We start from the raw sequence: 26,989 nt of genomic DNA on the forward strand, positions 1-26,989 counted from the left end.
GGTTACCCTCCGAAGCGTGACATGGACAGATCGCTCAGGTCGAGCGACGGCTTGCCATCGAGCAGCCACTCCGCCGTCACCTGCCCGGTCGCGTACGAGTGCTGGAAGCCGTGGCCGCAGAAACCCACCGCGAGGAACAGCCCCTCGACTCCGGGCGCCCAGTCGATGATGGCGTGCTCGTCGGGCGTGAGCGGGCGCAGCCCGGCCCAGGCGTGGCGCACCTGCGCCGACTCGAGCACGGGGATGCGATTCACCGCCTTGCGCACGGCTTCCTCGAGCATGCTCCAGTCCACGGTGGCCGTGAACTCCGTGCGAGGGCCAATGTCGCCTGCGCTCAGCAGCACCGCCTGCTGCTCGCTCCGGCAGTAGAAGCCGGTGCTGCGGTCCGTGAGGAGCGGGATGGGATGCTTGACCTCGGTGAACGCGTCGGTGACGAAGATGTGGCGACGCCGGGGGTCGACGGGAATGCGGAGCCCCGCCATCTCGCCGATCGGGGCCGCCCAGGGGCCGGCGGCGTTGATGCACAGGCGCGTGGCCACGCGCCCCGCGCTCGTCTGCACGGCCGTCACGCGCCCGTGCTCTACCTCGATCCCGGTGACCGCGGTCTCTTCGGCGATGGTCACGCCGCGCGCGCGGGCCCGGGCGGCGTAGGCTTGCACCACGTCGTTGGGCGAGGCGTACCCGTCGCGCGGGCCCCACACCGCCGCGAGCACGTCGTCCACCCGCATCGACGGCACCAGCTCGCGCGCCTCCTGGGGGCCGATCAGGCGCGAGTCCGCGCCGAGCGCGTGCTGGACGGCCATGTTCTTGCGGAAGCGCTCCACGTCGGCCTCGGTGGTGAGGAGGAACAGATAGCCCTCCTGGCGAAAATCGCACTCCGCGCCCATCTCGTCGCGGAACCGCTTGAAGAACTCGATCCCGCGCAACGAGAACTCCACCTCGACCTTCAGGGGGAACTCGACGCGAATGCCGCCGGCAGCCTTGCTGGTGGACCCCGCACCCACCATGTCGCGCTCGAGGATCAGGACGTCGCGGGCTCCCTTGCGCGCGAGGTGATAGGCGATGGCGGTGCCGATGGCGCCGGCGCCGATGATGACGATGTCGGCGGAGCGGGGCAGCGCGGCCATCAGCGACGCCTCCTCACCAGCGGGCGAATCGAAAGAGCAGCCACGAGACGTAGATGATGAGCATGACCACGATGAGCATCGCGAACGGCACGAACTTCTGCGCGCGTCCGATCAGCCGCGCGCTGCGGTCCTGGAGGGCTTCCGCCCGCGCCTGCAAGGCCTGCGTCTTCTGCGCGTGCTCGCGCTGGAGGGCCAGGGTCTCGCGCGGGCCATCGCGGATCTCCTCGAGCAGCCGCGCGATGCGCTCGAGGCGCTCGGAGTCGGTCACCGTCGCGACTCCGCGCCGGGCTCGGCGTGGTCCAGTCGCTGCGCGTAGGGATACGGGCCCTGGGGCGAGCGGCCCTCGGCGAAGCGGCGCAGGCCGAAGGCGGTGAGATCCACGGTCTTGGCGCGGCCCTCCGTGATCAGCTCGGCCATGCACTGCCCCACCGCGGGGGCGATCTTGAAACCCGAGCCGCTGAACGCCGTCGCGAGATAGAGGCCGTCCACGCCGTCCACCGGCCCCAGGATGGCGTGGCGATCGGTGCTGTAGCAGTCGAAGGCGCGGTAGCCGCGGGCCAGCGTGGCCGCCTCCATGGCGGGGATGCGATGGGTCAGGATGCTCGCGCCCACGCCCGCGGCGTGGGGCGGCAGACCGGTGCCGAGCGTGTCGGGATCGATGTCCCATTCCTGGCACGGCACGCCGACGAGCGTGAGCCCGCCCGCCTCCTGGCGGAAGTAGCTCCCCTGCGCGTTATCGATGAAGACCATATGGCCGCGCGCCAGCTCGGGTGGGCGCGTCACCGCCACCGTGTCGATGGCCTTGGGCCGGGCGGGCAGCGCCAGCCCCATCGCGCGGCACAGCCGCGGCGCCCACGCGCCCGCCGCCACCACCACCGCGCCCGCGTGAATCGTCCCCGCCGCCGTCTCGACGCCGATGACGCGACTCTCGCGGCGCACCACCGCGGTGGCCGGCGTCCAGAGGCGCACGGTCGCCCCGAGCTCGCGCGCGCGCCGCCCGAAGCCCTCCACCACGTCCACCGGGCTCGCGTAACCCGACTCGGGCTCGTAGGCGGCGGCGCCGAGGTCGTCCACGCGGGCGAAGGGCTGGAGGTCGCGCAGCTCGGCCGGGGTGAGCGCGGTGGTGTTGATGCCGATGCCGCGGAGCATCTCGATATTCTTTCTGAGCGCCTCGGTGAACTCCGGCGCCACCACGTTCACGAAGCCGGTATGGGTGAACACCGGCGGCCCGCCCATCAGCTCGCTCCAGTGGCGGAACACCGGAAAGCTCGCCCACGCGAGGCGCGCGTCCCACTCGTTCGTGTAGTGCATGCGGACGAGGGCGCTCGAGCGGCCGGACGCGCCGTGGGCGAGCGGCCCCTGCTCGAGCAGGACCACGCGCTTCACGCCGCGCGCGGCCAGCGCGTAGGTGATGCTGGCGCCGTTGACGCCGCCGCCGATGACGACGACGTCCGCGGTCTCCATGCTCATCGCGCCACGACCGCGGTGGCCTCGATCTCGACCAGGATGTCGTCGCGCACGAACTTCGAGATCTCCACCAGGGTGCTCGCCGGCCGGTGCGGCCCGAAGTACTCCTTGCGCGCGACGTTCACCTTCTCGCGATCGGCCATGTTCTTGAGGAACACCGTGACCTTGCAGACGTCGGCGAAGGTGGCGCCGGCGGCAGTGAGGCAGCGCTTGATGTTCTCGAGCGCCTGCCGCGCCTGGGCGGTGGCATCGTCACCCCCCACGGTGCGGCCCTGGGCGTCGGACCCCACACAGCCCGACACGAACACGATGTTGCCCGCGCGCACGACGTGGGTGAAGTGGCTGATGGGCTCGGACATGCCGGGCACACGGATCTCCTGCCGATGGGGTTTGGCCGGTGGTTTCGGACGCGCCGCCGCTCGCTTCACCGTCTGCCGCCGCTTCGCACGTTTGGCCATCCTGTCCTCCCCGGGGTCTTGATCGGCCGGCTTGGCCCGGCCCCTTCGCACCAGCACCCTAAGGAGGGCCAGTCGATAGGTCAAGGTCGAAAGCGTGGCCCCGTGTCGGGCGCCGGCATCGGATCGCCACTACCTCTCGGCGAGCAACCGCTCGATCTTCCGGGTGAGGTCGTGGCTCGCCAGGCTCTGGAGTGCAACGCGGAGGTCCGGTCTCTTGTCAATGAACGCGAGCAAGCTCGGGAGCGGCCAACTCATGTAACGTGTGGGCTCGATGAACGTTGCGTCGACGGGCGACGGGACACCTCTCAGGGCGAGAGCCGTGCCGATGATGTGCCCCGGCTCGAGTAGTCCCAGGGGCCGACCTTGCTTGCGAACTTCCGCACTCCCGGAGATCGCGATGCAGAGACTCGAGGCCGGCTCACCCTCGATCAGGACCTTGTCGCCAGCGGCGGCGCTCTTCCACTCGCCCACCAGGGTCAGCGCGACGAACTCGCGAGGACGCAGCGACTGGAATCCAAGCTCGTAGAGCCGCTGCTCGTCCGTGGAAAGGACGACGGGACGGCGCTCGAGATAGATACGCGAGATCTGATACAGATTGATGGCGGTGAATACCAGTGCCCAGAGAACCGGTGGCCACAGCACGGTCCCTTGAAGCAGGAAATAGGGGATGTTGGTGAGGGCGGCCGCGACGGCAAACCACCTCAGCCACAGGATGTCTCGCACCGAATACGCGACGAGCAGCAGGACGTTCGAGAGATGCACGAGATAGTCGATGGGCTGAATCTGCATCCTCAACCTCCTCGGTGATGGCTCCAGCATAGCGCCGCGCCATGCGGCGGGGCATACGCGGCTCCCCTCGGCTCCCCCGCTGCGACGAATTGGTGTACTCTTTCGGCTATTCCTGACAAGGAGGCTTCATGAAGGCCACCGCCGCCATCGCCGAGATCCTCAAGCGGGAGGGAGTCGAGTTCATCATCGGCTATCCCGTCAATCACATCCTCGAAGCCGCCGCCGTCGCCGGCATCCGGCCCATCATCGTGCGCCAGGAGCGCACGGGACTGCACATGGCGGACGCGGTGAGCCGCATCACCTCCGGGCGGAAGATCGGCGTCTTCTGCATGCAGCACGGCCCGGGGACGGAGAACTCGTTCGGCGGCGTGGCCCAGGCCTTCGGCGACTCGGTGCCCATCGTGGTGATCCCGGGCGGCTATCCGCGGAAGATCGCGGGCATCCCGCCGAACTTCAACTCCACGCAGAACTACCGCCACGTGACGAAGTGGGCGGAGTACGTGATGCGGGCCGCGGACGTGCCGGACGCGATGCGCCGCGCCTTCACCCAGGTGAAGAACGGCCGCCCGCGCCCCGTCCTCGTCGAGGTGCCGGTGGACGTGATGGCCGAGGACGTGCCCGACAACTTCGACTACAAGCCCACGCCGCGGACGCGGGTGGCGCCCGACGCCAAGGACGTGGCGGAGGCGGCGCGGGTGCTGGTGGCTGCCGAGCGGCCCGTCATCTACGCGGGCCAGGGCGTGCACTACGCCAAGGCCTGGCCGCAGCTCCGTCAGCTCGCCGAGCTGCTGGAGTGCCCGGTCACGACCAGCCTCGAGGGCAAGAGCGCGCTCCCCGAGAATCACCCGCTGTCGCTGGGCTCGGGCGGCCGGTCGCTGCCGAAGGCGGTGTACCAGTTCCTGCAGGAGTCCGACGTCATCTTCGGCGTGGGCTGCAGCTTCTCGACGACCAACTACGGCATCAGCTTCCCGACCAAGGGCAAGGTGTACATCCACTCCACCCTCGACGCCGCCGATCTCAACAAGGACGTGCCCGTCGACCATCCGATCATCGGCGACGCCGGGCTCGTGCTGGACGCGCTGATCGCCGAGGTGAAGGACCGGCTCAAGGGCGCCGCGCGCGGCCGCCTCGACGCGGTCACCCGCGGCATCAAGACCGTGAAGGCGGAGTGGCTCAACCAGTGGATGCCGCGCCTCACCCAGAACACCAAGCCCCTCAGCCCCTATCGCGTGATCTGGGACCTCATGCACACGGTGGATCTGCCCAACACCATCATCACGCACGACGCGGGCAGCCCGCGGGATCAGATCTCGCCGTTCTGGGAGGCCCAGTCGCCGCTCTCCTACATCGGCTGGGGCAAGACCACCCAGCTCGGCTACGGCCTCGGCCTCGCCATGGGCGCCAAGCTCGCCGCCCCCGACAAGCTCTGCATCAATCTCTGGGGCGACGCGGCCATCGGCTTCACCGGCATGGACTTCGAGACGGCGGTGCGTGAGCGCATCCCGATCCTGTCCGTGCTGCTCAACAACTTCTCCATGGCCATCGAGCTCAAGGTGATGCCGGTGTCCACCGACAAGTTCCGGTCCACGGACATCAGCGGCCACTACGCGGACATGGCGAAGGCCTTCGGCGGCCACGGCGAGCGGGTCACCGAGCCCGCGGAGATCGTGCCCGCCGTCAAGCGGGCCATCGCCAAGACCAAGGAAGGGACGCCCGCGCTGCTCGAGTTCATCACCGAGAAGGCCGTCGACTTCTCGATGTACCCCTGAGGTGAGCGCGCGCGAGTATCGCTTCATCCAGGTCGACGTCTTCACCGACCGCGTGTTCGGGGGCAATCCCCTCGCGGTGGTGCTCGACGGCGGAGGCCTGGCCGACGGCGAGATGCAGGCCATCGCCATGGAGATGAACCTCTCCGAGACGACCTTCATCCTGCCGCCCACGCGCCCAGACTGCGCGGCGCGCGTGCGCATCTTCACGCCCCGGCGGGAGCTTCAGTTCGCGGGACATCCCACCGTGGGCACCGCGTGGGTCATGGCGGTGCACGGCCTGGTTGCCGGATCGCCCTCGGCATTCAAGCTGGACGAAGGTATCGGCCCGGTGCCCGTCACCCTCGAGGGCGAACCCAAGCAGCCCTCCTTCATCTGGATGCGCCACGGACCGCCCGAGTTCGGCCCGGAGATGGCCAATCGCGCCGAGATCGCCGCGGCGCTCGGGCTCACCGAGGCCGATCTCATCCCCGGCGCGCCCATCCAGACCGGCTCCACCGGCTCGCGGTTCATGTTCGTGCCGCTGCGCGACCGCGCCACCGTCGATCGCGCGCTGCTCGACGTGCCGAAGATCATCAAGGCGCTGGGTGATCAGCCCCTGGTCGGCATCTTCGTCTTCGCGCCCGATCCCGATCCGACCGCGGCGCGCGTACACTCGCGCATGTTCGCGCCGCACACCTCGGGCATTCCCGAGGATCCCGCCACTGGCTCGGCCACGGGCCCCCTCGGCGCCTATCTGGTGAAGCAGAAGCTGGTCAAGGCCAGCGGTCCGGTCTCGATCGTGAGCGATCAGGGTGTGAAGATGGGACGTCACAGCCGGCTCCACATCCGCGGCGTCGAGCGTGGCGGCGCGCTCACGGAGATCGAGGTGGGCGGCGGGGTGGTGCCGGTGATCGACGGCCGGCTGCGCGTGCCGTGACTGACAAGGGGAGGAACCTCGCGATGACGATCCGACGGCTGCTGGCCCTGGCTCTCCTGCTTCCGCTCGCGCTGGCCCTGGGCGGCGGCTCCGCCATCGCGCAGCCCGCGGGCACGCTCGTCGTGGGCCTCGTCGCCGAGCCCGTGAACCTCGATCCCGCCCAGGTCACCGACTTCAACTCCAACCGCGTCGGCCGCCGCATCGTGGAGCCGCTCATCACGTTCGCCGAGGAGACGACCAAGCTCGAGCCGAACCTGGCCGAGTCCTGGACCATCTCGCCCGACGGGCTCCAGTACACGTTCAAGCTCCGCAGGGGCGTGAAGTTCCACGACGGCACGCCGTTCAATGCCGCCGCGGTGAAGTTCTCCATCGAGCGCCAGATCCTCGCCGACCATCCGGCCGCCAAGCTCGGGAAGTACCCCTTCGCCAACTATTTCTTCGGCAACGTCAAGGCCGTCGAGGTCCTGGACGACACGACCGCTCGCTTCATCTTGAAGGAGCCGCGCGCGTCCTTCCTCGTCGTCATGGCCGCCCCGGCGGCCTCCATGGTGAGCCCCACCGCGGCCATGAAAGCGGGCGTGGACTTCGCCTCCGCCCCCGTGGGCACCGGGCCCTTCCGCTACGGGTCCTGGGCGCGCGGGCAGCAGGTGGTGCTGGAGAAGTTCCCCGAGTACTGGAAGGGCGCCCCCAAGGTGGACCGCGTGGTGTACCGCCCCATCGTGGAGGATCAGGCGCGGCTCACCGAGCTCCTGACCGGCACGCTCGACCTGATCGTGGGCGTGCCCGCGGACTTCGTGGCCCAGCTCGAGGGCAACGCCAAGGTGAACCTCCTGAAGCAGGTGGGCGCGCACGTCTGGTATCTCGGCATCAACAACACCAAGAAGCCGCTGGACGACAAGCGCGTGCGCCAGGCGCTGAACTACGCGGTGAACAAGGACGCCATCGTCAAGGACGTCCTCAAGAGCACGGGCGTGGTGTCACGCGGCCCCGTGCTGCCCGGCACCTGGGGCGCCGATCCCAATCTCCAGGCCTATCCCTACGATCCCGCGAAGGCCAAGAAGCTCCTCGCCGAGGCGGGCTACCCCAACGGGTTCTCGACCACGATGTGGGTGCCGGAGTCGGGCTCGGGCATGCAATCGCCGGTGGCCATGGCCATCGTGATGCAGTCGAACTTCCGCGCGGTGGGCGTGAACGTGACCCTCCAGACCATGGAGTGGGGCGCTTACATCGCCAAGCTCCGCACCAAGGAGCAGGAGCTGTTCGCGCTGTCCTGGGCCGCGGGCTCCGAGGATCCGGACATGGTAATGTATCCCCTGTTCCACTCGAGCCAGTGGACGCCCAACGGCCCGAACCGCGCCATGTACAAGAACGAGAAGTTCGACGCGCTCCTCAACGACGCGCGGCAGGTCACCGACCAGGCCAGGCGCGCGGCCCTCTACCGCGAGGCCCAGAAGATCCTCGTGGAGGACGCGCCGTGGGTGTTCGTGGATCACGAGATCCAGATCGCCGCGACCTCCAAGCGCGTGCAGGGTTTCAAGCTCCACCCGAGCTTCGACCTCCGCGTGGAGACCGTCAGCCTCCGCTAGCGGACGGCGCCTCGGCGGTGGCCCGCTTCCTCGCGCGCCGGCTCCTGCATCTGGGACCCGTGCTGCTCGGGGTGTCGGCGATCGTGTTCCTCGTGCTGCACCTGGCCCCCGGCGATCCCGCCGAGATCATGCTGGGCGCCAACGCCAACCGGGAAGATCTCGAGCGCCTCCGCTCGCAGCTCGGTCTCGATCAGCCGCTGCACGTGCAGTACGTCACCTGGATCGGCCACGTGGCCCGCGGCGACCTCGGCCGCTCGCTCTGGATGAAGCGGCCGGTGCTGGGCGAGGTGCTGGAGCGCTTCAAGGCCACGCTGCTGCTCACCGGCACCGCGCTCTTCCTCTCCACCGTGGGCGGAATCGCGCTCGGCATCGCCTCCGCCCGGCGAGCCAACTCGCTGCTGGACCGCCTGTCCGCCGTGGCGTCGCTGTTTGGCGCCAGCATGCCCACGTTCTGGCTGGGCATCGTGCTCATGGTGATCTTCTCGCTGTGGCTCGGCTGGCTTCCCGCCTCCGGCATGTACGCGCCGTACGGCGGCGGCGGGCTACGGGACTTGCTGGCGCACCTCGTGCTGCCCGCGATCACGCTCGCGGCGGCTTCGATCACGATCATCGCCCGGCTCACGCGCGCGGCCATGCTGGAGATGCTGGGGCAGGACTACGTGCGAACGGCGCGCGCCAAGGGCCTCGCCGAGCGCCCAGTGGTGTGGCGCCACGCGCTGAAGAACGCGCTGATCCCGATTGTGACTGTCGTAGGCGTCCAAGCGGGCTATCTCCTCGGCGGCGCCGTCCTCACCGAGACCGTGTTCGCCTGGCCGGGCGTGGGCACCCTGGTGGTCCAGGGCATCCTCGCCCGCGACATTCCCTTGGTGCAGGGCGGTGTCTTGGTGATCGCGCTGTCCTTCGTGCTCGTGAACCTCGCCGTGGACACCCTCTACGCGTGGCTGGATCCGCGCATCAAGTACAACTAGCCCCGCCATGCGCCGTCACCTCCGCAGGAACCGCCTCGCCGCGGCCGCCCTCCTGGTCATCGCGCTCGCCGTGCTGGCCGCCCTCGCCGCACCGTGGCTGCCGCTCGCCGATCCCGACACGGTGGAGACCGCGAGCCGCCTCCGGCCGCCGGGCAGCCCCGGGCACCCGCTCGGCACCGACGAGTTCGGGCGCGATCTCCTGAGCCGGCTCGTCTGGGGCGCGCGCGTGTCGCTGCTGGCCGGGGTCGGCACCGCCGCCGCGGCGATGGTGCTGGGGGTGAGCCTGGGCCTCATCGCGGGCTATTATCGCGGCTGGGTGGAATCGCTCATCATGCGCTTCACGGACATCCTCATGGCGTTCCCGTTCATCTTGCTCGCCATCGCCATCGTGGCCGGGCTCGGCCCCGGCCTGCGGAACGCCATGATCGCCATCGCCATCGTGGGCTTCCCCATCTACGCGCGGCTAGTGCGGGGCGTGGTGCTCACCGTGCGCGAGCGCGAGTTCGTGGAGGCGGCGCGGGCGCTCGGAAGCCCCGACCGGCTCATCCTCGCGCGCCACGTGGCGCCGCATCTCCTCTCCCCGGTGGTGGTGGCCTTCAGCCTCGACGTCGGCGCCAAGATCCTCACCACCGCCGGCCTGTCGTTCCTGGGGCTCGGGACCCAGCCGCCGACGGCGGACTGGGGGAGCATGCTCGCCACCGGGCGCCAGTTCGTGATCCTGAGCCCGCACGTGGTGCTGCTCCCGGGCCTCGCCATCTTCGTCACCGTGCTGGCCCTGAACCTCGTCGGCGACGCCGTGCGCGATCTCCTCGATCCGCGCACGCGCGCCGCCTGAGCGTGGAGACCCGTCCCATGCGTCTCGACACTGGCTTTCTCTCCTTCGATCTACGCGACATCCCGACCTACGCTCGGAAGGCGGAGGCGCTGGGCTTCGGGGCGCTCTGGTCCGCCGAGACCAAGCACGATCCGTTCCTCCCGCTCGCGGTCGCGGCCACGACGACCTCCCGGCTGGGGCTCGGCACCGCGATCGCGATCGCGTTCGCGCGGAGCCCGATGGTGCTGGCCAACATCGCCTGGGATCTCCAGAAGGCGTCGGGCGGCCGCTTCACGCTGGGGCTCGGGACGCAGGTGAAGGCGCACAACGAGCGGCGCTTCGCGGTGAAGTGGGAGGCGCCGGGGCCGCGGCTGCGCGAGCTGGTCGGCGCCCTCCGCGCGATCTGGGACACTTGGCAGAACAAGGCGCCGCTCGACTTCCAGGGCAAGTCCTACCGGATCAATCTCATGACGCCGTTCTTCGACCCGGGGCCCATCGAGCACCCGAGAATTCCCGTCTATCTCGCCGGGGTGAATCCCTACATGGCGAAGCTGGCCGGCGAGATCGCAGACGGGCTGCACATCCACTCGTTCCACTCGGCGAGGTATCTCCGCGAGATCCTGCACCCGGCGGTGTCGGAGGGGCTCGAGCTCTCGAACCGCTCGCGGCTGGACTTCGGCTTCCGGGCCTCGACGATGGTCGTGATCGGCGACAGCCGCGCGGAGATCGAGGAGCAGAAGCAGCAGGTCAAGCAGCAGATTGCGTTCTACGCCTCCACGCGCACCTACGCGGCGGTGCTGGCCGCGCACGGGCTCGAGGATCTCTCCCCGCGGCTCCACGCGAAGTCGCTCGAGGGCGACTGGAAGGGCATGGCCGATCTCATCAGCGACGCGATGCTGGAGGACTTCGCGGTGATCGGCTCGTGGTCGGAGATCGGCGCCAGGATCCGCGAGCGCTTTGCCGGGCTCTACGACCGCACCCAGCTCTACCCATCCTTCGCGCCCTCGCTGGACGACCCGCGCATGCAGCGCCTCGCCCGCGAGTTCAACGGCTGAGCCCCGGCATGGTGGCGCGCCTGGGCGTGCTCGTGCCCTCGGGCAACCCGACCGTGGAGCCCGAGCTCTACCGGATGGCGCCGGCGTCGGTGACGCTGCACTTCGCGCGCATGGCCTCGCTGGGCGACGGCGCGCCGGGCGCCTCCGCCGCCATGGAGCAGCGCACGCTCGGCTATCTCGACTCGGTGCCCGCGGCCACGCGCACGCTGGCCGACGTCGGGCTCGCCGCGCTCGTGCTCGCCCATACCGGCGTGAGCTATCTCACCGGCTACACGCGCGAAGAGCCACTGCTCCGGCAGCTCCACGACACGGCGCGCGCCCCCGCTACCACCGCGGCCCGCGCCATCCTGGCCGCGCTCGCCCATCTCGGCGTGCGCCGGATCGCCCTCGCCACGCCCTACCCCGACGTCATCGCCACTGCCGGCCGCGCCTACTGGGAGGCGGCGGGGCTCGAGATCGTGGCCCATCACCGGCTCGAGGGCGTCGCGAACATCTACGAGGAGACGCCGGCGCGCGTCGAGGCGCTTGGACGCGCGGCGGATTCGCGCCGCGCCGAGGCCGTGCTCATCAGCGGTACCGGGCTCCCGACCGCCGATGCTGTCACGCCGCTGGAGCGAGTCCTCGGCAAGCCCGTCGTCACGAGCCAGAGCGCCACGCTCTGGTGGCTGCTCCGCACGGCGCGCGTGACGGAGCCCGTGCTCGGCTGGGGCAAGCTCCTAGCCGCGCCTGCCGCGTAGTCTCTCGCGCCCGTCGCTACGCGCCCCGTAGCACGACGGGTCCGAGGTGTCGGCTCTTTCGACGATTCCCACGGCGCAAGCCCTGCGCGACGCGCAAGTAGCCATTCCCAGGACGCTTTCCATCGTCCCACCCTGTGGCACCGCGCTTGCTCTCCTCCTCGATCAAGCTGAGCAATCGAAGAGAAGAAAAATAGGAGGACAACGTGCAGAAAATGCGTCGTGTCATGCTAGTCGGCATCGCGAGCCTAATCGGCCTGGCCCCGGTCGCCGCGGGCGCGGTGACCCTCACACATACGCCAAGTGGCGCGCCCCTGTGCCTGAGCGCCAACGCACCCGCTCCCTGCAACGGAGGCGTAGCCTCGATCGACCACTACGATTTCAACTTCGATATCTCTGGCGCCGTGGGCGCAGACCAGATCATCACCGACGCCCTACTCACGCTCAATCTGTTCGACGACCAGGGTAAGGCCGACGGAAGCGAGAAGCTGACGCTCCACCTCGACGGCGACCTGGTGCCGACACCCGGCGACGTGCAAAACGACCTCGGTCTCACGCTGGACCTGAGCCTGCTCGACGACAACCACCTGTACGTCTCGCTCGGCGTCGATGGCACGAGCGGGGACTACTATTTCGGATGGGCGACCCTCGATCTGACGCTGCAGGATCGTCCCGATCCGGGCGACATCAATCCGGGTCCGATCACGACGGCGCCGGTGCCCCTGCCGGCCTCGCTGATCCTGCTCGGTTTCGGCCTGGGCGCGGCGGCAGTGGCTCGCCGCGCCTAGGCCCTGCAGTTCGTCCTAGTCCTCGTCGGGCGTCGGCGGCTCGTTCGTCTCCTGTCCGAACGTGAGCAGGTGGCCGTCGGGATCGAGGCAGGAGAACTCCTTCATCCGGTAGACGGTGACGCAGAGCTTCCCGACGTCCACGCCGCGCGAGCCCAGCGCGCGGTGGAGTGACTCGACGTCGTCGGGATAGAAGTAGAACATCACGGGCCAGTCCGCGCCGGTGGCGCCGGGCCGCCGGAGGGGGCCGCCCTCGAGCCCGCCGGTCAGCATGAGATCCACCCCGTCGCGCCGGATATGCGCCCAGTGGAAGTCGCGCAGCGCCGATTCCGGCGACACCAGCATGAAGCCGAGGTGGTCGCGGTAGAACGCGAGGCTCCGCGCTACGTCGGCCACGTGGAGCATCGGCGTGAGGCGGGTGAGGGTCATGCGTCCGCGCTCACCCGCCCGCCGCTTCCTTCTTCACCTGGGCAAACGTCTCCTTCGCCACGAGCATGGCGTCGCGGACGAGCGGCGCGCCCACGTAGCCCATGAGGTGGAGGATCGTCTCGGTGAGCTGGTCCTCCGTCCAGCCTTGCCGGAGCGCCATCCGGAGATGGATGGCCAGCTCCGGCTCGCGCCCAGTGGCGGCATCCGACACCACCGTGATCAGCGTGCGGGTCTTGAGATCCAGGCCCGGACGCGTCCAGATCGTGCCGAACACGCTCTCCTGGGCGAGGTCGATGAACTTCGTCATCATCGGGTCGCTGTACGCGCCCTTGGCGACCCGCTCGACGTAAGCGTCGCCCAGTAGCTGGCGCCGCATCTCCCGGCCCTTCTTGTAGTTCTCGCTGTCGGGCATCACAGGCTCCCCATGACCAGACGTTCGTGCAGTGCGCTCGCCATCTCATCGATCCCCGCCCCCGCCCACATCCGGAAGAACGGGGCCTTCTGGAAGGCGCCGAACTCCTTCCCCGCCCGCTCCGCCGTCTGCTGCGGCGTCTCGCCGGGGCGCGGGGCACGGATCTTCTCCGTCACTATCCGGTCCTTGTGGTAGATCGCGGGGAACTCGGTGTAGTGGTAGAGGTACTTCAGGCCCTTGTCGTAGAAGACCACCACCGGAATCGACTGGTACTTCTTCCCGCCCCGCTCGTTCATGAACTCGGCCATGATGTCGGCGTTCGGGCTCCGCCCGGGCTCCGTCAGGGGATTGTCGGTCTTCCCGAAGGTCTGCCCGTCGCGGTTGAAGATGCGAAGCTCGATGCCGGTGGCCTCGGCCACGCGCGCCAGCATCGGCACGTCGCGCCGGCAGTCGGACGACCAGTCCTCCGAGAGGACGAGGATCCTCGCAGGGCCGCCTGGCTGGGCGGCGAGCCACTTCCACGCCGCGGTCTGCGTGTCGGTGAGGCGGCTCCCCTCGTACCATTCGCGGATCGCCGCGGAGTTATCGGGGCGCTGCGAGCCGCCGGTGCCCTCGCGCTTGAGGTTCTCGGGCGTGCCCACGTAGGCGAGGTACTGCGGGAACGTCATCCCGGACGCGTAGCGCGCCGGCGTCACCACGCTCTTGGTTCTATCCATGGCTGTCCTCTCAGAAGATGGCGATGGGATGCGCGGGCGCCCCAGTGCTCCCCAGGATGCGCAGGGGCGTGGCGGTGAAGAGGAACTCGTTCCGCCCCTCTTCCGCGCAGACCTTGGCGAGGCGCTCGGGATAGGTGTTGTCGACCAAGGCCAGGCCGAGGAACGGGATGGCCAGGTGCGCGCTCATGCCGAAGCCGGGATAACCGCTGGGCCGCTCGTCCATCATGTCCCAGGAGATGGCCGCGATATCTTTCTCGCGGAACCACTCGAGGCACGAGACGTGGAGGCCGGGGTGCGGATCCACGCGGAACACGAAGTTGGGATGCGCCTTGAGGAACCCCTCGTTGCCGCTACGCACCACCACCACGTCGCCGGGCTGCACCGTCACGCCCGCGCGCGCCGCCACGTCGTCCAGCTCCTTGGGCGTCACCGGCTTCCCCACCGTCACGTAGCCTTCCTTGCGGCCGGCGGCCACGTCCAGGAACACGCCGCGCGTCGTGATCCCGTCGAACAGCGCGTCGATGGGGCACCACGTCGCCCCCGCCGCGCTCAGGCTCTCGCCGAAGGGCCGGCCGTTGTAGATCTCGCCGTCCCAGCCCACGTGGCAGAGCGCGTCGATGTGCGTGATGGTGAAGCCGTGATAGACGAGGTCGAAGCGGTCGAGCACCACGTCCACCCGCTCTCGCTTGGAGGGAAACGTCGCGTGGTACATGAGCACGGGCTGCGGCCCCATGTCGCGCGCGAGCGACACGGTGCGGCCCTTCTTGATGAGCGTCTGGGCCTGCGCCTGCTTGGCCGGCGTGATGAGATTCACCGTGCCCTTCTGGTCGTCATGGCCCCAGCGGCCCCAGTTGTTTAGCTCCTTGAAGTAGGCGTCGACACGATCCTGGGTCGGCAGCTTGATGTCGGCCATGCTCGGCTCCTCGGTGAAGGTGGGCGACGCGCGCGGGCGATGACGCAGCGACAGTAGCGGCCCCGCGAGCGCCCGTCAAGCGTGCTATAAGGGGACCCACTATGACTCGCGATCAGCTCAAAGCCCGCATCCTCGACGCCATCGACCGCCGCGCCCCCGAGATCATTCGCATCGGTGAAACGATCCGAAAGAACCCGGAGTTGGGCTTCAAGGAGGTCAAGACCGCGTGCCTCGTGGAGGAGACGTTCAAGACGCTGGGCTTGACGCCGCGCGCCGGCCTCGCGTTCACCGGCGTGCGCGCGGACGTGGCGGGCGGCGCCGGCGCCGGCCCGACGTTCGCCATCCTCGGCGAGCTGGACGCCCTCCGCGTCACCGGCCATCCCGACGCCGATCCCCAGACCGGCGCCGCGCACGCGTGCGGCCACAACGCGCAGGTGGCCGGGATGCTCGGCGCCGCCATGGGGCTGCTCGACGTGAAGGCCTTCGAGCATCTCGCCGGGCGCGCGGTGTTCTTCGCCGTGCCCGCGGAAGAGGGCGGCGATCTCGAGTGGCGGGTGAGCCAAGTGCGAGCGGGCAAGCTGGAGCTCCTGGGCGGCAAGGCCGAGCTCATGCGCCTCGGGCACTTCGACGACGTGGACCTCGCGATGATGATCCACCTCACCTCGCGCCCCGAAGACGGCAAGGCCTCGGTGCCGCTGTCCAACAACGGCCGCGTCGGCAAGCTCGCGCGCTTCGTCGGCAAGGCCGCGCACGCCGGCGGCGCGCCGCACCTCGGGGTCAACGCGCTCTACGCGGCGCAGATCGGGCTCATGGCGATCAATGCCCTGCGCGAGACCTTCCGGGACGAAGACACCATCCGCGTGCACCCGATCCTCACCGCCGGCGGCTCGCAGGTGAACGTGATCCCCGCCGAGGCGCGCATCGAGACCTACGTGCGCGGGCGGACGCTCCCCGCCATCCTCGACGCCAACGCGAAGGTCGATCGGGCGCTCCGCGCGGGCGCCCTCGCCCTCGGGGCCACCGTGGAGATCGAGACCTTCCCGGGCTACCTGCCCCTCGACTGCGACACCACGATGGCCCGCTACTTCCGGGAGTCCGCGGAGTCCTTGTGGGGAGCCGAGCACTTCACGCAGCAGGGACACCGCACCGGCTCCACCGACATGGGCGATCTGAGCCAGGTGATCCCCTGCCTCCATCCCTACGTCGGCGGCGCCGCCGGCACCGGCCACGCCGCGGACTACCGCATCGCCGACCCCGACCTCGCCTACGTGGGCCAGGCCAAGGCACTCGCGAGCATGGTGGTGGACATGCTGGCGGACGGCGCGGCGGGCGCTCGCGAGGTGCTCGGCAAGGCCAAGCGCCCGCTCACCCGCGAGGGCTATCTCGAGCTGCAGCGGACGATGGCGCGCCGCGAAGTCTACGAGGGGCGCTAGCGATGCCGCTCGCGATGATCCCGTTGAGCGCACTGACGAAGAAGGGCGTGGGGCTCAAGCGTCCGGAGGACGTCGTGGTCTCGCGTGACGGGCGCGTGTGGGCCTCGGACGAGGCGAGCGCCTGCGCCGAGATCACGCCCGACGGCACGCTCCGCCGGGTCGGCAAGGCCGGCGGCAAACCGAACGGCATCAACATGGACCGCGAGGGCCGCATCGTCATCGCCAACTTCGCCATCGACACACCCGATCCGGGAGCGCTGCAGCGCCTGGACACGCAAACCGGCCGCATCGACGTCCTCTGCGCGGAGATCAAGGGGCGAATGCTCAAGGCGTCGAACTATCCCCTGGTGGACCGCGCCGGCAACGTCTGGTGCAGCCACTCCACCTGGGATCGTGCCGGATCCAGCGCGGGCTCGGGCGACGGCTTCGTCTATCGCGTGCGGCCCGACGGCAAGGCCGAGATCATGGCTGAAGGCTTCCACTTCACCAACGGTCTCGCGATGGACCCGGACGAGCGGCACCTCTATGTGTGCCAGACGGTGGGCTGCGACGTGGTGCGTCTGCCCATCCGCGCCGACGGGACGCTGGGCCCGAAGGAGCGCTACGGCCCGCTGCTCGGCGGCCCCGCCATTGACGAGCCCACGCCGGCGAACCGCGGCACGCAGGGCGCCACCGACGGCTGCGCCTTCGACCAGGAGGGCAATCTCTGGGTCACGCTGGTGCGCGCCAACAAGGTCATCGCGATCACGCCGGTGGGCAAGGTCGAGGTCATCATCGAAGACCCGAGCGGCGATCTCATGGATTGGCCCACCAATGTCAGCTTCGGCGGGTCGGACCTCCGCGACCTCTACATCGGCAGCGTGCGCAAGGACTACGTCCTTCACGCGCGGAGCCCGATCCCGGGCGCCCCGCTGGTCCATCAGAGGTAGCCAATGAGCCGATCGCGCCTCGCGCTGGCAACCATCATGCTGCTGCTGGCCGTGCTCGCGGGCTGGCCGGCCGGCGCCCAGGTCCCCACCGACTGCAACTCGAAGAGGATCACGGCGGCGTTCGAAGGCTTCGGGCGCACGGGCAGGATGCCGCCGGAGCTCGGGCAGTGGCTCGTCGATCCCAAGGCCCAGACGGTCGAGCCCTATCGGGCGTTCGACAACGTCTACTACGTGGGAGTGTGCTGGGTCTCGGCCTGGCTCATCACGACCAGCGACGGCGCTGTGCTGATCGATACCCTGCACGATCCGTTCGCGGATCTCCTCATCGCGAACATCCGCAAGGTCGGGGTGGATCCGGCGAGCATCAAGTACGTCCTGATGACCCATGGCCACTTCGATCACGTCGGAGGCGCGTACCGGCTCAAGGGCGTGACGAACGCTCGTTTCGCCATGACCGAACGAGGCTGGGAGGAGGGAATCGCGTCCGCACGGGCGTCCCAGGGCACGCCCCGTCAGTGGACGATGATCGCCAAGGATCTCGTGGTGAAGGACGGCGACGTCATCAGGGTCGGCGATGCGACGTTCGGAGTGTACGAGACGCCCGGCCACACGTTCGGCACCGCGTCCTATTCGTTCCACGTCCGGGACGGCGCCGACTCCTACCGCGCCTTCACCGTCGGCGGACTGGGGCTCAACGCCATCCAGAACTCACAGCAGGTGGAAGCCTACATCGCGAGCGTGACGCGCATCGCCGAGCTCGTGCGGCAACCGACCGACCCGATCACCGTGCATCTGACCACGCACCCGTTCAGCAACGGCCTCACGGAGGCCGCCGAGCGACTCAAGACGCGAGGACCGGGGGAGCCCCATCCGCTCGTGGACCCGGCGGGATTCACGAGCCAGCTCGAGACGCTCCGCAAGGGCGCCGAGGAGCGGCTCGTCATCGAGAAGAAGGCCGGGCGCTAGGCCGTCGGTCGCCCGCGGGTCAGCGCTGCACGCCCGGCACCCACGCGGTGGTGCGGCCGCCCACCGTGATATGGCAGATGCGCTCGCCGCGCGCGGTGCGCGCGTCCGCGTTCTTCCCCCAGCGGTGATGGAAGAGCCAGCCGCGCGGATAGCGGTCGCTGTCCGAGCGGGCACCCACCGCCGTCTTCATCACCGAGCGGATCTTCGTCCGCAGCCGGCCCGCTTCCAGCGTGGTGAGCGTATCCGCGCGGCGTCCGGGGGCGATCCTCGCCTGGTAGAGCACCTCGTCGGCGATCCAGTTGCCCACGCCGGCGGAGAAGCCCTGATCCAGCAGCACCGCCTTGATGGGCGCCTTGCGCTCGCGCACCATGGCGCGAAAGCGCGCGGGCGGCGGCAGCTCGTGGAGCGCGTCCCAGCCGAGCAGGCTGATGGGCGGCTCGGCGGTGGGATCCCGACGAAGGCGGATCCGACCCAGCCGGCGCCCGTCCGTCATCACGAGCTCGCCGCCGTCGTCGAAGCGGAGGTGGAGTTTCGAAAAGCGCGGCGGCCACTCCGCGAAGCGGTCGACGCTGCCGTGGGAGACCAGGCGCACGCCCCGCCCCGCGGTGGAGTGGAAACCGCCGGCCATGCCGAAGTGGAAGGTGGGCCACGGGCGCCGATCCAGCTCCAGCCAGAGGTGCTTGCCACGTCGGCGCACCGCCCTGACGCGGCGACCGACGAGCGCGCGAGTGAAACTGGCCGCGCTCACGCCTTCGAAGACGATAGGATCGGCGGAGCAGCTGACGTGAACGATGCGGCGGCCCGCGGCGACGCGCTGGGCGAGGACGCGCGCCGCCTCGACCTCGGGCAACTCCGGCACGAGTCGCCGCCCGGCTACTTGACGATGTCGAGCAGCTCGACCTCGAACACCAGGGTGGCGCCGGGTTTGATCCTGGGCGGCGCTCCCTGCTCCCCGTAGGCGAGCGCGGGCGGGCAGACGAGGCGGCTCTTGCCGCCCACCTTCATCTTCTGGAGGCCCTCGGTCCAGCAGGGAATCACCCGGTTCAGCGGAAACGTCGCGGGCTCCTTGCGCTCCACCGAGCTGTCGAACACGGTGCCGTCGGTGAGCGTGCCGTGATAGTGCACCTTCACCGTGTCGGTGGGCTTGGGCGAGGCGCCGGTGCCCGGCTTGATGGTCTGGATCACGAGGCCGGTGGGGCTGCGAGTCGCGCCCTGCTCCGTGGCGGCCTTGGCGAGGTACGTCTCGCCCGCTTTCTTCTCGGTGTCCGCGGACGCCCCCACGCGCGCGGCGTGGAGGGCCTGCACCTTGGGCCCGTAGGTCTGCAGATCCACCTTCTCCGGCACCTTGTGCACGCCGTCGCCGATGCCGGCGAGCACGGTGGCGAGCTCCGCCTCGCTCAGGTTGAAGTTCGCCAGGCTCCGGCTCACGAGGAGCCCGAGCGCGTAGAGGGTCTTCTCGTCTTCCGTCTTGAGCGAGGGCGCGGGGGCCTGCGCGAGCGCGGGCGCGCCGCCGAGCAGGATGACGAGCGCGCACGCGATCGCGGTCCGCATCGCGCGGCCTAGACCATGCCCGGCATGAACGCGTCCCGGCCGCGCTGATAGGTCGGCTGGCGCTGGGCGGGATTGCGGTTCACGAGGGGACGGAAGTACATGGGATGCGTGAGGCACCGCACCTCGTGCTCGATGGTGGCGAGCGGCGCCTTGGTGTCCACGTCCACGATCTCCTGGAAGCGGTACTGGATGTCGCTCGACTCCTCGGAGACGAGCCCGCGCTCCTTCAGCTTGGCGTGGGGACCGGAGAAATCGGCGATGTAGACGGCGATGTGGTGGCCGTCGTAGGGCGCGATATCGCCCGTCGTTTCGCGGAATACCAGCTCCTGCCGGAGCTGCCCGATCTTCACGCGCGCCGCCTTGCCTTCGCCGTTGCCGTTGACGACGCTCGGCGCGCTGAAGATCTCCTTGTAGAAGCGCGCGATGCCCGGCGCCGTCCCCGGCCGCACCGGCACCTCGAAGCGGGCGATGCCGAGGGTCACGTCGCCGAACTCGGGCGCGGGGGCGTAGCAACGGAAACGATTCCCCCACGGACACGTCACCAGCACGTGCTTGTCCTCGTTGGCGAACGAGAACTTCGTGCCTTCGAGCTTGGGCTTCACTTCCTCCAGCCGCTCGCGAAGCGCGCCGAGGTGCGGCATCACGAGGTCGGTGTAGCCCGGATAGACGTTGGGCGCGCCGGTGGGCAGGTGGAACTGCGACTGCCCGGCGTTGGCCCACATGTTCTCGGTCCCGATCATGATGTAGGGATCGCGCGTGAGGCCGAGCCCCTGGATGTAGAAGCGCGTGGCGAGCACCTGGTCGGGCACGCGCACGTTGACGTGCTCGAGGAACAGGATGTTGCCGACGTCCTGGGTGGTCCGGTCGAAGTGTCCGCCTCGCATGGATGTCTCCTCTCTTACGTGAGGACCGCGATCTTCTGCCGATCGATCAACGCGAAGTCGATGGTGGCGCCCAGCCCGGGCCCGTTCATCGCGTGTACGAGCCCCGCGCGGTCCACCTCGATGTCGTCCACGAGCCCGTATTTCTGGGCGCCCGCCGGCAACAGGACTTCGAAGAACTCCGTATTTCGGATCGCCATGATCAGGTGGAGGTTGGCCACGTTGTTGAGCGAGTTGCCGCCGTGGTGCACCTCGAAGTTCATGTGGAAGGCTTCCGCCAGATGCGCCGACTTGACGAGCGGGGTGATCCCGCCCTTCACCGCGGGATCGCCGCGCAGGTAGTCGGTGGCCCGCTCGGTGATCCACGGGGCCAGCGCGGTGAAGCCGCCGGGCGTGTACTCGGTGGCGAGGATGGGGATCTGGAGCTGCTGCTTGAGCTTCACGTAGTTGTACAGATCGTCGTCCGCGAGCGGGTCCTCGTACCAGTGAAAGCCCAGCTCCTCGATGGCCTTCCCCACCCGCACCGCCTCGGGGTACTGGTACGCCCACGTCGAGTCGAGCATCACCGTGAACTCGTCGCCCACCGCCGTGCGGACCGCGCGACAGACTTTGATGTCGGTGTCGGGATCGGTGGGCGGATGGATCTTGTACGCGCGCCAGCCCTCCGCCTTGAAGCGCGCGGCCTCGTCCGCGTAGGCCTCCGGCGAGGACAGCACCGCCGAGCTCGCGTATGCGGGGATGGACTCGCGGTAGGAACCGAGCAGCCGGTGAATGGGTAGGCCCGCCACCTTGCCGGCGATGTCCCAGAGCGCCACGTCCACCGCGCCGATGGCCCGCAGCGTGGTGTTGCGGTGCCGGCTCCACAGGGCGTGCCAGAGCCGCTCGCGCTCGAGCGGGTCCTGGCCCATCACCAGGGGCTTCAAGTAGTAGATCAGCGAGTCCGCGTCGAAGCGCGCGCCGCGCATCGCCGAGCCGAGGAAGGCGTGGCCGACCACGCCGTCGTCCGTGCGCACGGTGAGGAGGCCGAGCTCGCTCTTGCCCGCGAATGTTCCGGTGTGGCGTCCGTACTGGGTGGCCGGGATGCCGCTCCAGCCGAACAGGGTGAGCGTGACATCGCTGATCTTCATCTCGGCGGGGCCCCTCCCCGGCCCCAGGGTACACCAGAATGCTGCTAGACTACGCGCCATGACGCGGAGCCGTCCGGTCTACTCCACCGACGGAGGGCGCGTGCCGAGCGCGCCGCCCGCGCCGCGTCCCGTCCCGCCCGCCGCCGGCCACCGGCCGCCCGACGACGGCATCGTGCGCATCGCGCGCGACCGAGGCAACCGCGGCGGTAAGGTCGTCACGGTGATTCACGGTCTGCGCGCGCGCGGCGCCGCCCTCGACGCGCTCGCCGCCGAGCTCAAGCGCCTCTGCGGCGCGGGCGGCGCCGTGAAGGACGGCGTCGTCGAGATCCAGGGCGATCACCGGGAGCGCATCGCCGAGAAGCTGCGCGCCCTCGGGCACACCGTCAAGCTCGCCGGAGGATAGAGCCATGGACTATCGCGTCATCTCCGCCGACTGCCACGTCGATCTGCCGTGGCTGCCGCCCGATCTCTTCACCAGCCAGGCCTCGGCGGCGATGCGTGAGCGCATGCCCTTCGTGACCGACGGGCCCAAGGGCCCGATCTGGGTTTCGAAGAAGGGCAGCCAGTTCGGCTTGGTGAACGGGATGGGCTCGGCCGGACGCGAATACGTGCCCGGCCAGATCCACCGCTCGGATCGCATGGCGTCTACCGGTCTTTACGATGACGGCAGGCGCGGGATCCGGCGTCTCACCGATCCGGACCTACGCTTGCGCGATCAGGCGCGGGACGGCGTGCAGGCCGAGGTGCTCTACGGCATCCTCGGCACGAGCGACCGCCTCCAGGATCCCGAGGCGGCGGTCGAGATGATGCGCATCTACAACGAATGGCTCGCCGGCTTCTGCGCCAGCCATCCGGATCGCTACGCGGGCCTCGCCTGCATCCCGAGCCTCTCCATCGAGGCCGCGGTGACGGAGATCGAGCGCGTGGCCAAGCGTGGCGTCGCGCGCGGGATCGAGATCGCCAACTCCCACGACATGCCCCGCCTCTGGGATCCCGTGTGGGAGCCGGTGTGGCGCGCCGCGGCCACCGCGGGCCTGCCCGTGCACTTCCACACCATCGGCGCCAAGCGCGCGGACTGGTCGGCCATGCCGCCGCGTGTGCAGCGCGTGGCTTTCGCCACCCACATCACCGGCTTCCAGCTCCACATGGCCGACGTGCTCATGAGCGTGATCTTCGCCGGCGTGCTCGAGCGGTATCCCAATCTCAAGCTCGTCATCGGCGAGAGCGGCATCGGCTGGATCCCCTACGTGCTCGATCGCATGGACCTCGAGTGGGAAGACCAGTTCAAGGACCTCGACCTGACCATGCGTCCCAGCGAGTACTGGCGTCGCCAGTGCAAGGCCACCTACCAGAGCGATCGCATCGGCGTCGCCCTGCTCGAGGAGCTGGGGCCGGAGACCATCATGTGGGGCTCGGACTTCCCGCACCCGGACGGGGTGTGGCCCGACTCCCAGGAGTTCATCCAGAAGGAGCTGGGGCATTTGCCGGAGAGCACACGGCGAAAGGTCGTGTGCGAGAACGCGGGCCGGCTCTACGGCTTCATCAACTGAGCGAGAGGAGCGAGCCATGAACATCGGGGTCTGCATCTTCGCCACCGACTACGCGATCCGCATCGACGAGCTCGCCAAGGCCGCGGAGGCGCGCGGCTTCGAGTCGCTGTTCGTCCCGGAGCACACGCACATCCCCACGAGCCGGAAGACTCCCTTCCCCGCGGGCGGGCAGCTCCCCAAGGAGTACTCGCACACCTACGACCCGTTCGTCTCGCTCATGATGGCGGCGGCGGTGACCACGAAGCTCCGCGTCGGCACCGGCATCTGCCTCATCATCGAGCGCGACACCATCGTCACCGCCAAGGAGGTCGCGAGCCTGGACGCGCTCTCCGGCGGGCGCTTCGAGCTCGGCATCGGCGGCGGCTGGAACGTGGAAGAAATGAACAATCACGGCACCGAGCACAAGACGCGCTTCAAGAAGCTCCGCGAGCAGGTGCTCGCCATGAAGGAGATCTGGTCGAAGGACGAGGCGCAGTACCACGGCGAGTTCGTCGACTTCGACCCCATCTGGTCCTGGCCCAAGCCCGCGCAGAAGCCGAACCCGCCGGTGCTGCTGGGCGGCGAGTCCGGCCACACGCTGCAGCGGGTGGTGGACTTCTGCGAGGGCTGGTTCCCGCGCGGCCGCTCGCCCGAAATGGTCATCAATGGGATGAAGGACCTTCGGGAGCGGGCGGCCAAGGCCGGCCGCGACATGAAGACGATCTCGGTGTCGGTCTTCGGGGCGCGGCCGGACGAAAGCGACCTCGCCCGCTACCAGGAGGCGGGCGTGACCCGCGCCATCCTGCGTCTGCCCCCGGACGGGCGGGACGTGGTGCTGCCGCTTCTCGATCAGTGGAGCAAGCTGATCGGAAAGTGAGCAACGGCATCCTGATGGGCACTGGATTCACTATGGTTCCAGCTCCAGAAAGTACATTATTTGGAACAGTAAGGGCATAATTCCGCTTGACCGGCGGGCCGAAGTTCTCTACAGTCCCCCTTGGGTCGGCAATGTCGCTGGCCCTCGGAGGGAGTATCTGTGGACCTTGCCTCAGCATTCCTCTGGCGGGTTCATCGGCATGACCGATATAAGGTGGATCGCCTCATAGGCCCGTTCCTGTCGTTTCGATTGTTCTGGCTCGCTGCCCTCCTTACGACTCTCTTCGCCGCGCCACTCGCCGCGGCACAGTCGGTCGATGTGCAAGGCCAGCTCGCGGCGGGGCGCGCCGCGTACGCTCAGGGCGCATTCGATCGCGCCATCGAGAGCTGGATGCAGGCCGCCGACATCGCCGAGCGGGCAGGCGATCGCGCGGGTCAGATCCAGGCGCTCGTGTACGCGGGCGAGGGCCAGGCCGCGCTGGGGCGCTACGGACAGGCCGCCGCCGTGCTCGACCGCGCGCTCAAAGTCGCGGAAGGCTCCCCCGATCGCTCGAACGTGCCATGGATCCTCTCGCGCCTCGGCAATATCCTGATCGCCACGGGACCGGCGGACGCCGCCGAGACCACGCTGCGCCGCGCCCTCCAGATGTCCCGCGAGGGCGGCGACGCGCCCCTCACCATCGCCGTGCTGAACGACCTCGGAAATTTCCTGACGATTCGACGGCAGCATGCCGAGGCGGTCGCCGCCTACCGGGAGAGCGTGACGATCGCCGAGCGGACGGGGGATACCGCGCAGGCCATGCGCGGCAGGGTCAATCTGGCCCGCGCCCTGCGCCTGTCCGGCGATGCCCTCGGGGCACGGCAGGCCCTGGACGCGGTGCTGGCCTCCGCCGAGGCATTGCCCCCTTCCCGCGACGCCTCGCTGCTGCTCATCAGCGTCGGCGTGGGCTATCACGAGCTCCGCGCGGCCGGGCGTGATCCGGGCAACGAGCTGCTGCTGCGCGCCGGGCGGGCCTTGAGCCGGGCCAAGGACGTGGCGGAGCAGATCGGAGACCGGCGCACCAGCTCCTACGCCACGGGCTATCTCGGCGCGCTCTACGAGGACGCGGGACGCTATCCGGAGGCCCTGCAGCTGACGCGTGAGGCGATGTTCGACGCCCAGCAGGCCCAGGCCCCCGAGTCCCTCTACCGGTGGCAGTGGCAGGTGGCGCGGGTGCATCGCAAGATGGGCGCAACCGACGACGCGCTCGTCGCCTATCGCGCAGCCGTGCAGCAGGTCGGGGCGGTGCGGCCGGAGCTGACCGTCCGCTACGACGCGGCCACCACCTCGTTCCGCGAGTCCGTGGGCCCCCTCTACTTCGAGCTCGTCGATCTGCTCCTCCGCCGGGCCAACGATCAGAGCGATCCCCGGCCCCTTCTCGTCGAGGCGCGGGACATCGTGGAGTCGTTCAAGGTCGCCGAGCTGCGCGACTACTTCCGCGACGACTGCGTGGATGTCGCGCTGTCGAAGATCACCCAGCTCGACGTGGTGTCCCCGACCGCCGCGGTCGTGTACCCGATCGTCCTGCCCGATCGGGTCGAGCTGCTCGTCACGCTGCCGTCGGGGCTCCGGCGCTTCGTGGTGCCCGTGGGCGAGGCCCGGCTCACTCGCGAGGTCAATCAGTTCCGCCAGCTGCTCGAGCGGCGGACCACCCGCCAGTTCCTTCGTCCCTCGCGGCAGCTCTACGACTGGTTGATGAAGCCCCTGGAGGCAGAGCTGACTGCCGCGAAGATCGACACCCTCGTCTTCGTGCCGGATGGCACTCTCCGCACCATCCCGATGGCGGCGCTCCACGACGGCAAGCAGTTCCTGATCGCGAAGTACACGCTCGCCATCACGCCGGGCCTCAAGCTCACCGACCCGCGGCCCCTCGATCGCAAGCGCCTTCGCGTCCTGGCGGTGGGAGTGACCGAGGCGGTCCAGGGGTTCGCCCCCCTCCCCGAGGTCGAGCGCGAGATCGCCAACGTGCGGGAAGTATTCGGGGGCACGACGCTGCTGAACGAGCAGTTCTCGGTCGCGCGTCTCGACCAGGAGCTGAAGCAGGGCGCGTATACGATCCTCCACGTGGCCTCGCACGGAGAGTTCGGGGGCGAGGTCGACAAGACCTTCCTCCTCGCCTTCGACGGCAAGGTCACGATGGACCGGCTCGACCGGCTGATCGGTGTCTTGAAGTACCGAGACGAACCCCTCGAGCTCTTGACCCTCAGCGCGTGCGACACCGCTGAGGGGGACGACCGGGCCGCGCTGGGGCTCGCGGGCGTCGCCGTCAAGGCGGGCGCCCGCAGCGCAGTGGCCACGCTGTGGAGCGTCAACGACGAGGCGTCCGCCGGCCTCATCGCGGACTTCTACCGCGAGCTCAAAGACCCCACGGTGTCGCGTGGCGTGGCGCTCCAGCGCGCTCAGCTCAAGGTCCTCAGTGACCCCCGTTACGAGCACCCCGGATTCTGGTCGCCGTTCCTGCTCATCAACAACTGGCTGTGAGGAGACTGAACATGCGGAAGCTCTGGCTCATGATGCTGTGCACGCTGGCGTTCCTCGGGACGGCGACCGTCTCCGAGGCGAAGATCTTCGTGACGATCAGTGACGGTACGACCACCCTGGATGGGAGATCGACGGCGAACGGCGTGACGAACGGCGCCAAGGGGTTTCTGCTGCTTCTCAAGGCCTCGCCGGCCCCGACGAGCACGACGGGCGACTTCACGGACACCCTCAACATCCT

Annotated in this window: 29 protein-coding genes; 16 read left to right on the forward strand and 13 right to left on the reverse strand. The window is 69.2% G+C overall.

Features of this window, described 5'->3' with window-relative positions; translation table 11 throughout:
- Positions 1 to 2 precede the first annotated feature (2 nt).
- From VFX14_19415 to VFX14_19435, 5 genes are all read right to left on the reverse strand, one after another.
- Complete coding sequence (locus tag VFX14_19415; protein ID HEU5191863.1) at positions 3 to 1,127, reverse strand: FAD-dependent oxidoreductase; 1,125 nt, start codon at positions 1,125 to 1,127, stop codon at positions 3 to 5.
- 13 nt (positions 1,128 to 1,140) lie between these two features.
- Positions 1,141 to 1,395, reverse strand: a complete 255-nt coding sequence (locus VFX14_19420) for a hypothetical protein (GenBank protein HEU5191864.1) — start codon at positions 1,393 to 1,395, stop codon at positions 1,141 to 1,143.
- Positions 1,392 to 2,591 (reverse strand): FAD-binding oxidoreductase, encoded by a 1,200-nt coding sequence (locus tag VFX14_19425; protein ID HEU5191865.1) that lies wholly within the window; start codon positions 2,589 to 2,591, stop codon positions 1,392 to 1,394. Before VFX14_19425 ends, VFX14_19420 begins: the two co-directional genes overlap by 4 nt.
- Before the next feature lie 2 nt (positions 2,592 to 2,593).
- Positions 2,594 to 3,052: a RidA family protein gene (locus VFX14_19430; protein ID HEU5191866.1), complete on the reverse strand. Its 459-nt coding sequence runs from the start codon at positions 3,050 to 3,052 to the stop codon at positions 2,594 to 2,596.
- Between the two features lie 129 nt (positions 3,053 to 3,181).
- Positions 3,182 to 3,841, reverse strand: a complete 660-nt coding sequence (locus tag VFX14_19435) for a cyclic nucleotide-binding domain-containing protein (protein HEU5191867.1) — start codon at positions 3,839 to 3,841, stop codon at positions 3,182 to 3,184.
- A 128-nt stretch (positions 3,842 to 3,969) separates the two neighbouring features.
- Here VFX14_19435 and VFX14_19440 point away from each other — a divergent pair, with 128 nt between their 5' ends.
- From VFX14_19440 to VFX14_19475, 8 genes are all read left to right on the forward strand, one after another.
- Positions 3,970 to 5,610 carry a thiamine pyrophosphate-requiring protein gene (locus VFX14_19440; GenBank protein ID HEU5191868.1) on the forward strand — a complete coding sequence of 547 codons (1,641 nt, stop codon included), beginning with the start codon at positions 3,970 to 3,972 and terminating at the stop codon, positions 5,608 to 5,610.
- 1 nt (position 5,611) lies between these two features.
- Positions 5,612 to 6,526 (forward strand): PhzF family phenazine biosynthesis protein, encoded by a 915-nt coding sequence (locus tag VFX14_19445; protein ID HEU5191869.1) that lies wholly within the window; start codon positions 5,612 to 5,614, stop codon positions 6,524 to 6,526.
- A gap of 23 nt (positions 6,527 to 6,549) precedes the next feature.
- Entirely contained in the window at positions 6,550 to 8,112 is a 1,563-nt protein-coding gene (locus VFX14_19450; GenBank protein HEU5191870.1) for an ABC transporter substrate-binding protein, read from the forward strand.
- 17 nt (positions 8,113 to 8,129) lie between these two features.
- Positions 8,130 to 9,080 (forward strand): ABC transporter permease, encoded by a 951-nt coding sequence (locus VFX14_19455; protein ID HEU5191871.1) that lies wholly within the window; start codon positions 8,130 to 8,132, stop codon positions 9,078 to 9,080.
- A gap of 7 nt (positions 9,081 to 9,087) precedes the next feature.
- Positions 9,088 to 9,915, forward strand: coding sequence for an ABC transporter permease (locus tag VFX14_19460; protein ID HEU5191872.1), 828 nt, complete (start codon positions 9,088 to 9,090; stop codon positions 9,913 to 9,915).
- 17 nt (positions 9,916 to 9,932) lie between these two features.
- Complete coding sequence (locus tag VFX14_19465; protein ID HEU5191873.1) at positions 9,933 to 10,949, forward strand: TIGR03617 family F420-dependent LLM class oxidoreductase; 1,017 nt, start codon at positions 9,933 to 9,935, stop codon at positions 10,947 to 10,949.
- Between the two features lie 8 nt (positions 10,950 to 10,957).
- Positions 10,958 to 11,686: a hypothetical protein gene (locus VFX14_19470; protein HEU5191874.1), complete on the forward strand. Its 729-nt coding sequence runs from the start codon at positions 10,958 to 10,960 to the stop codon at positions 11,684 to 11,686.
- A gap of 203 nt (positions 11,687 to 11,889) precedes the next feature.
- Positions 11,890 to 12,471, forward strand: a complete 582-nt coding sequence (locus VFX14_19475) for a PEP-CTERM sorting domain-containing protein (protein ID HEU5191875.1) — start codon at positions 11,890 to 11,892, stop codon at positions 12,469 to 12,471.
- A 15-nt stretch (positions 12,472 to 12,486) separates the two neighbouring features.
- On the opposite strand, the gene VFX14_19480 is transcribed toward VFX14_19475, so the two are convergent.
- The 4 genes from VFX14_19480 to VFX14_19495 are packed head-to-tail and all read right to left on the reverse strand — an operon-like array spanning position 12,487 to position 14,938.
- Positions 12,487 to 12,897: a VOC family protein gene (locus tag VFX14_19480; GenBank protein ID HEU5191876.1), complete on the reverse strand. Its 411-nt coding sequence runs from the start codon at positions 12,895 to 12,897 to the stop codon at positions 12,487 to 12,489.
- A 10-nt stretch (positions 12,898 to 12,907) separates the two neighbouring features.
- Entirely contained in the window at positions 12,908 to 13,309 is a 402-nt protein-coding gene (locus VFX14_19485; GenBank protein ID HEU5191877.1) for a carboxymuconolactone decarboxylase family protein, read from the reverse strand.
- On the reverse strand, positions 13,309 to 14,025 hold the full coding sequence (locus VFX14_19490) for a thioredoxin family protein (GenBank protein HEU5191878.1): 717 nt from the start codon (positions 14,023 to 14,025) through the stop codon (positions 13,309 to 13,311). Before VFX14_19490 ends, VFX14_19485 begins: the two co-directional genes overlap by 1 nt.
- Before the next feature lie 10 nt (positions 14,026 to 14,035).
- Entirely contained in the window at positions 14,036 to 14,938 is a 903-nt protein-coding gene (locus VFX14_19495; GenBank protein HEU5191879.1) for a cyclase family protein, read from the reverse strand.
- 101 nt (positions 14,939 to 15,039) lie between these two features.
- Here VFX14_19495 and VFX14_19500 point away from each other — a divergent pair, with 101 nt between their 5' ends.
- From VFX14_19500 to VFX14_19510, 3 genes are read left to right on the forward strand one after another with little or no spacing between them, the layout of a single operon-like run.
- A complete protein-coding gene (locus VFX14_19500; protein HEU5191880.1) occupies positions 15,040 to 16,371 on the forward strand; it encodes an amidohydrolase in 1,332 nt (443 codons plus the stop codon).
- A 2-nt stretch (positions 16,372 to 16,373) separates the two neighbouring features.
- Positions 16,374 to 17,300 carry an SMP-30/gluconolactonase/LRE family protein gene (locus tag VFX14_19505; GenBank protein HEU5191881.1) on the forward strand — a complete coding sequence of 309 codons (927 nt, stop codon included), beginning with the start codon at positions 16,374 to 16,376 and terminating at the stop codon, positions 17,298 to 17,300.
- Between the two features lie 3 nt (positions 17,301 to 17,303).
- Positions 17,304 to 18,266, forward strand: a complete 963-nt coding sequence (locus VFX14_19510) for an MBL fold metallo-hydrolase (GenBank protein ID HEU5191882.1) — start codon at positions 17,304 to 17,306, stop codon at positions 18,264 to 18,266.
- Between the two features lie 19 nt (positions 18,267 to 18,285).
- Here the strand turns inward: VFX14_19510 and VFX14_19515 are convergent, their stop codons facing one another.
- From VFX14_19515 to VFX14_19530, 4 genes are read right to left on the reverse strand one after another with little or no spacing between them, the layout of a single operon-like run.
- Positions 18,286 to 19,125, reverse strand: coding sequence for a DNA-formamidopyrimidine glycosylase family protein (locus VFX14_19515; GenBank protein ID HEU5191883.1), 840 nt, complete (start codon positions 19,123 to 19,125; stop codon positions 18,286 to 18,288).
- A 14-nt stretch (positions 19,126 to 19,139) separates the two neighbouring features.
- The gene (locus VFX14_19520) at positions 19,140 to 19,817 is read right to left on the reverse strand and encodes an FKBP-type peptidyl-prolyl cis-trans isomerase (protein ID HEU5191884.1); all 678 of its coding nucleotides are present in this window, start codon (positions 19,815 to 19,817) and stop codon (positions 19,140 to 19,142) included.
- A gap of 8 nt (positions 19,818 to 19,825) precedes the next feature.
- Positions 19,826 to 20,701, reverse strand: a complete 876-nt coding sequence (locus tag VFX14_19525; protein ID HEU5191885.1) for a hypothetical protein — start codon at positions 20,699 to 20,701, stop codon at positions 19,826 to 19,828.
- A 14-nt stretch (positions 20,702 to 20,715) separates the two neighbouring features.
- Positions 20,716 to 21,825, reverse strand: a complete 1,110-nt coding sequence (locus VFX14_19530) for an enolase C-terminal domain-like protein (GenBank protein ID HEU5191886.1) — start codon at positions 21,823 to 21,825, stop codon at positions 20,716 to 20,718.
- A 58-nt stretch (positions 21,826 to 21,883) separates the two neighbouring features.
- Between VFX14_19530 and VFX14_19535 the strand changes: the two genes are divergently transcribed.
- The 5 genes from VFX14_19535 to VFX14_19555 all read left to right on the forward strand — a co-directional run.
- On the forward strand, positions 21,884 to 22,228 hold the full coding sequence (locus VFX14_19535) for a stress response translation initiation inhibitor YciH (protein HEU5191887.1): 345 nt from the start codon (positions 21,884 to 21,886) through the stop codon (positions 22,226 to 22,228).
- Between the two features lie 4 nt (positions 22,229 to 22,232).
- On the forward strand, positions 22,233 to 23,375 hold the full coding sequence (locus VFX14_19540; protein ID HEU5191888.1) for an amidohydrolase family protein: 1,143 nt from the start codon (positions 22,233 to 22,235) through the stop codon (positions 23,373 to 23,375).
- Between the two features lie 16 nt (positions 23,376 to 23,391).
- The gene (locus tag VFX14_19545; GenBank protein HEU5191889.1) at positions 23,392 to 24,231 is read left to right on the forward strand and encodes an LLM class F420-dependent oxidoreductase; all 840 of its coding nucleotides are present in this window, start codon (positions 23,392 to 23,394) and stop codon (positions 24,229 to 24,231) included.
- Positions 24,232 to 24,444: 213 nt separating this feature from the next.
- Positions 24,445 to 26,751 carry a CHAT domain-containing protein gene (locus VFX14_19550; protein ID HEU5191890.1) on the forward strand — a complete coding sequence of 769 codons (2,307 nt, stop codon included), beginning with the start codon at positions 24,445 to 24,447 and terminating at the stop codon, positions 26,749 to 26,751.
- 11 nt (positions 26,752 to 26,762) lie between these two features.
- A partial coding sequence (locus VFX14_19555) for a hypothetical protein (GenBank protein HEU5191891.1) occupies positions 26,763 to 26,989 on the forward strand: 227 nt, incomplete at its 3' end.

Source organism: Candidatus Methylomirabilota bacterium (genome assembly GCA_035764725.1).
Classification (GTDB): domain Bacteria; phylum Methylomirabilota; class Methylomirabilia; order Rokubacteriales; family CSP1-6; genus DASRWT01.

Excerpts from the sequence above, each read along its gene's own strand:
- VFX14_19415 (HEU5191863.1), bottom strand. The coding sequence starts at position 1,127 with ATGGCCGCGCTGCCCCGCTCCGCCGACATCGTCATCATCGGCGCCGGC.
- VFX14_19425 (HEU5191865.1), bottom strand. The coding sequence starts at position 2,591 with ATGGAGACCGCGGACGTCGTCGTCATCGGCGGCGGCGTCAACGGCGCC.
- VFX14_19430 (HEU5191866.1), bottom strand. The coding sequence starts at position 3,052 with ATGGCCAAACGTGCGAAGCGGCGGCAGACGGTGAAGCGAGCGGCGGCG.
- VFX14_19435 (HEU5191867.1), bottom strand. The coding sequence starts at position 3,841 with ATGCAGATTCAGCCCATCGACTATCTCGTGCATCTCTCGAACGTCCTG.
- VFX14_19440 (HEU5191868.1), top strand. The coding sequence starts at position 3,970 with ATGAAGGCCACCGCCGCCATCGCCGAGATCCTCAAGCGGGAGGGAGTC.
- VFX14_19450 (HEU5191870.1), top strand. The coding sequence starts at position 6,550 with ATGACGATCCGACGGCTGCTGGCCCTGGCTCTCCTGCTTCCGCTCGCG.
- VFX14_19460 (HEU5191872.1), top strand. The coding sequence starts at position 9,088 with ATGCGCCGTCACCTCCGCAGGAACCGCCTCGCCGCGGCCGCCCTCCTG.
- VFX14_19465 (HEU5191873.1), top strand. The coding sequence starts at position 9,933 with ATGCGTCTCGACACTGGCTTTCTCTCCTTCGATCTACGCGACATCCCG.
- VFX14_19470 (HEU5191874.1), top strand. The coding sequence starts at position 10,958 with ATGGTGGCGCGCCTGGGCGTGCTCGTGCCCTCGGGCAACCCGACCGTG.
- VFX14_19480 (HEU5191876.1), bottom strand. The coding sequence starts at position 12,897 with ATGACCCTCACCCGCCTCACGCCGATGCTCCACGTGGCCGACGTAGCG.
- VFX14_19485 (HEU5191877.1), bottom strand. The coding sequence starts at position 13,309 with ATGCCCGACAGCGAGAACTACAAGAAGGGCCGGGAGATGCGGCGCCAG.
- VFX14_19490 (HEU5191878.1), bottom strand. The coding sequence starts at position 14,025 with ATGGATAGAACCAAGAGCGTGGTGACGCCGGCGCGCTACGCGTCCGGG.
- VFX14_19495 (HEU5191879.1), bottom strand. The coding sequence starts at position 14,938 with ATGGCCGACATCAAGCTGCCGACCCAGGATCGTGTCGACGCCTACTTC.
- VFX14_19500 (HEU5191880.1), top strand. The coding sequence starts at position 15,040 with ATGACTCGCGATCAGCTCAAAGCCCGCATCCTCGACGCCATCGACCGC.
- VFX14_19505 (HEU5191881.1), top strand. The coding sequence starts at position 16,374 with ATGCCGCTCGCGATGATCCCGTTGAGCGCACTGACGAAGAAGGGCGTG.
- VFX14_19510 (HEU5191882.1), top strand. The coding sequence starts at position 17,304 with ATGAGCCGATCGCGCCTCGCGCTGGCAACCATCATGCTGCTGCTGGCC.
- VFX14_19520 (HEU5191884.1), bottom strand. The coding sequence starts at position 19,817 with ATGCGGACCGCGATCGCGTGCGCGCTCGTCATCCTGCTCGGCGGCGCG.
- VFX14_19525 (HEU5191885.1), bottom strand. The coding sequence starts at position 20,701 with ATGCGAGGCGGACACTTCGACCGGACCACCCAGGACGTCGGCAACATC.
- VFX14_19530 (HEU5191886.1), bottom strand. The coding sequence starts at position 21,825 with ATGAAGATCAGCGATGTCACGCTCACCCTGTTCGGCTGGAGCGGCATC.
- VFX14_19535 (HEU5191887.1), top strand. The coding sequence starts at position 21,884 with ATGACGCGGAGCCGTCCGGTCTACTCCACCGACGGAGGGCGCGTGCCG.
- VFX14_19540 (HEU5191888.1), top strand. The coding sequence starts at position 22,233 with ATGGACTATCGCGTCATCTCCGCCGACTGCCACGTCGATCTGCCGTGG.
- VFX14_19545 (HEU5191889.1), top strand. The coding sequence starts at position 23,392 with ATGAACATCGGGGTCTGCATCTTCGCCACCGACTACGCGATCCGCATC.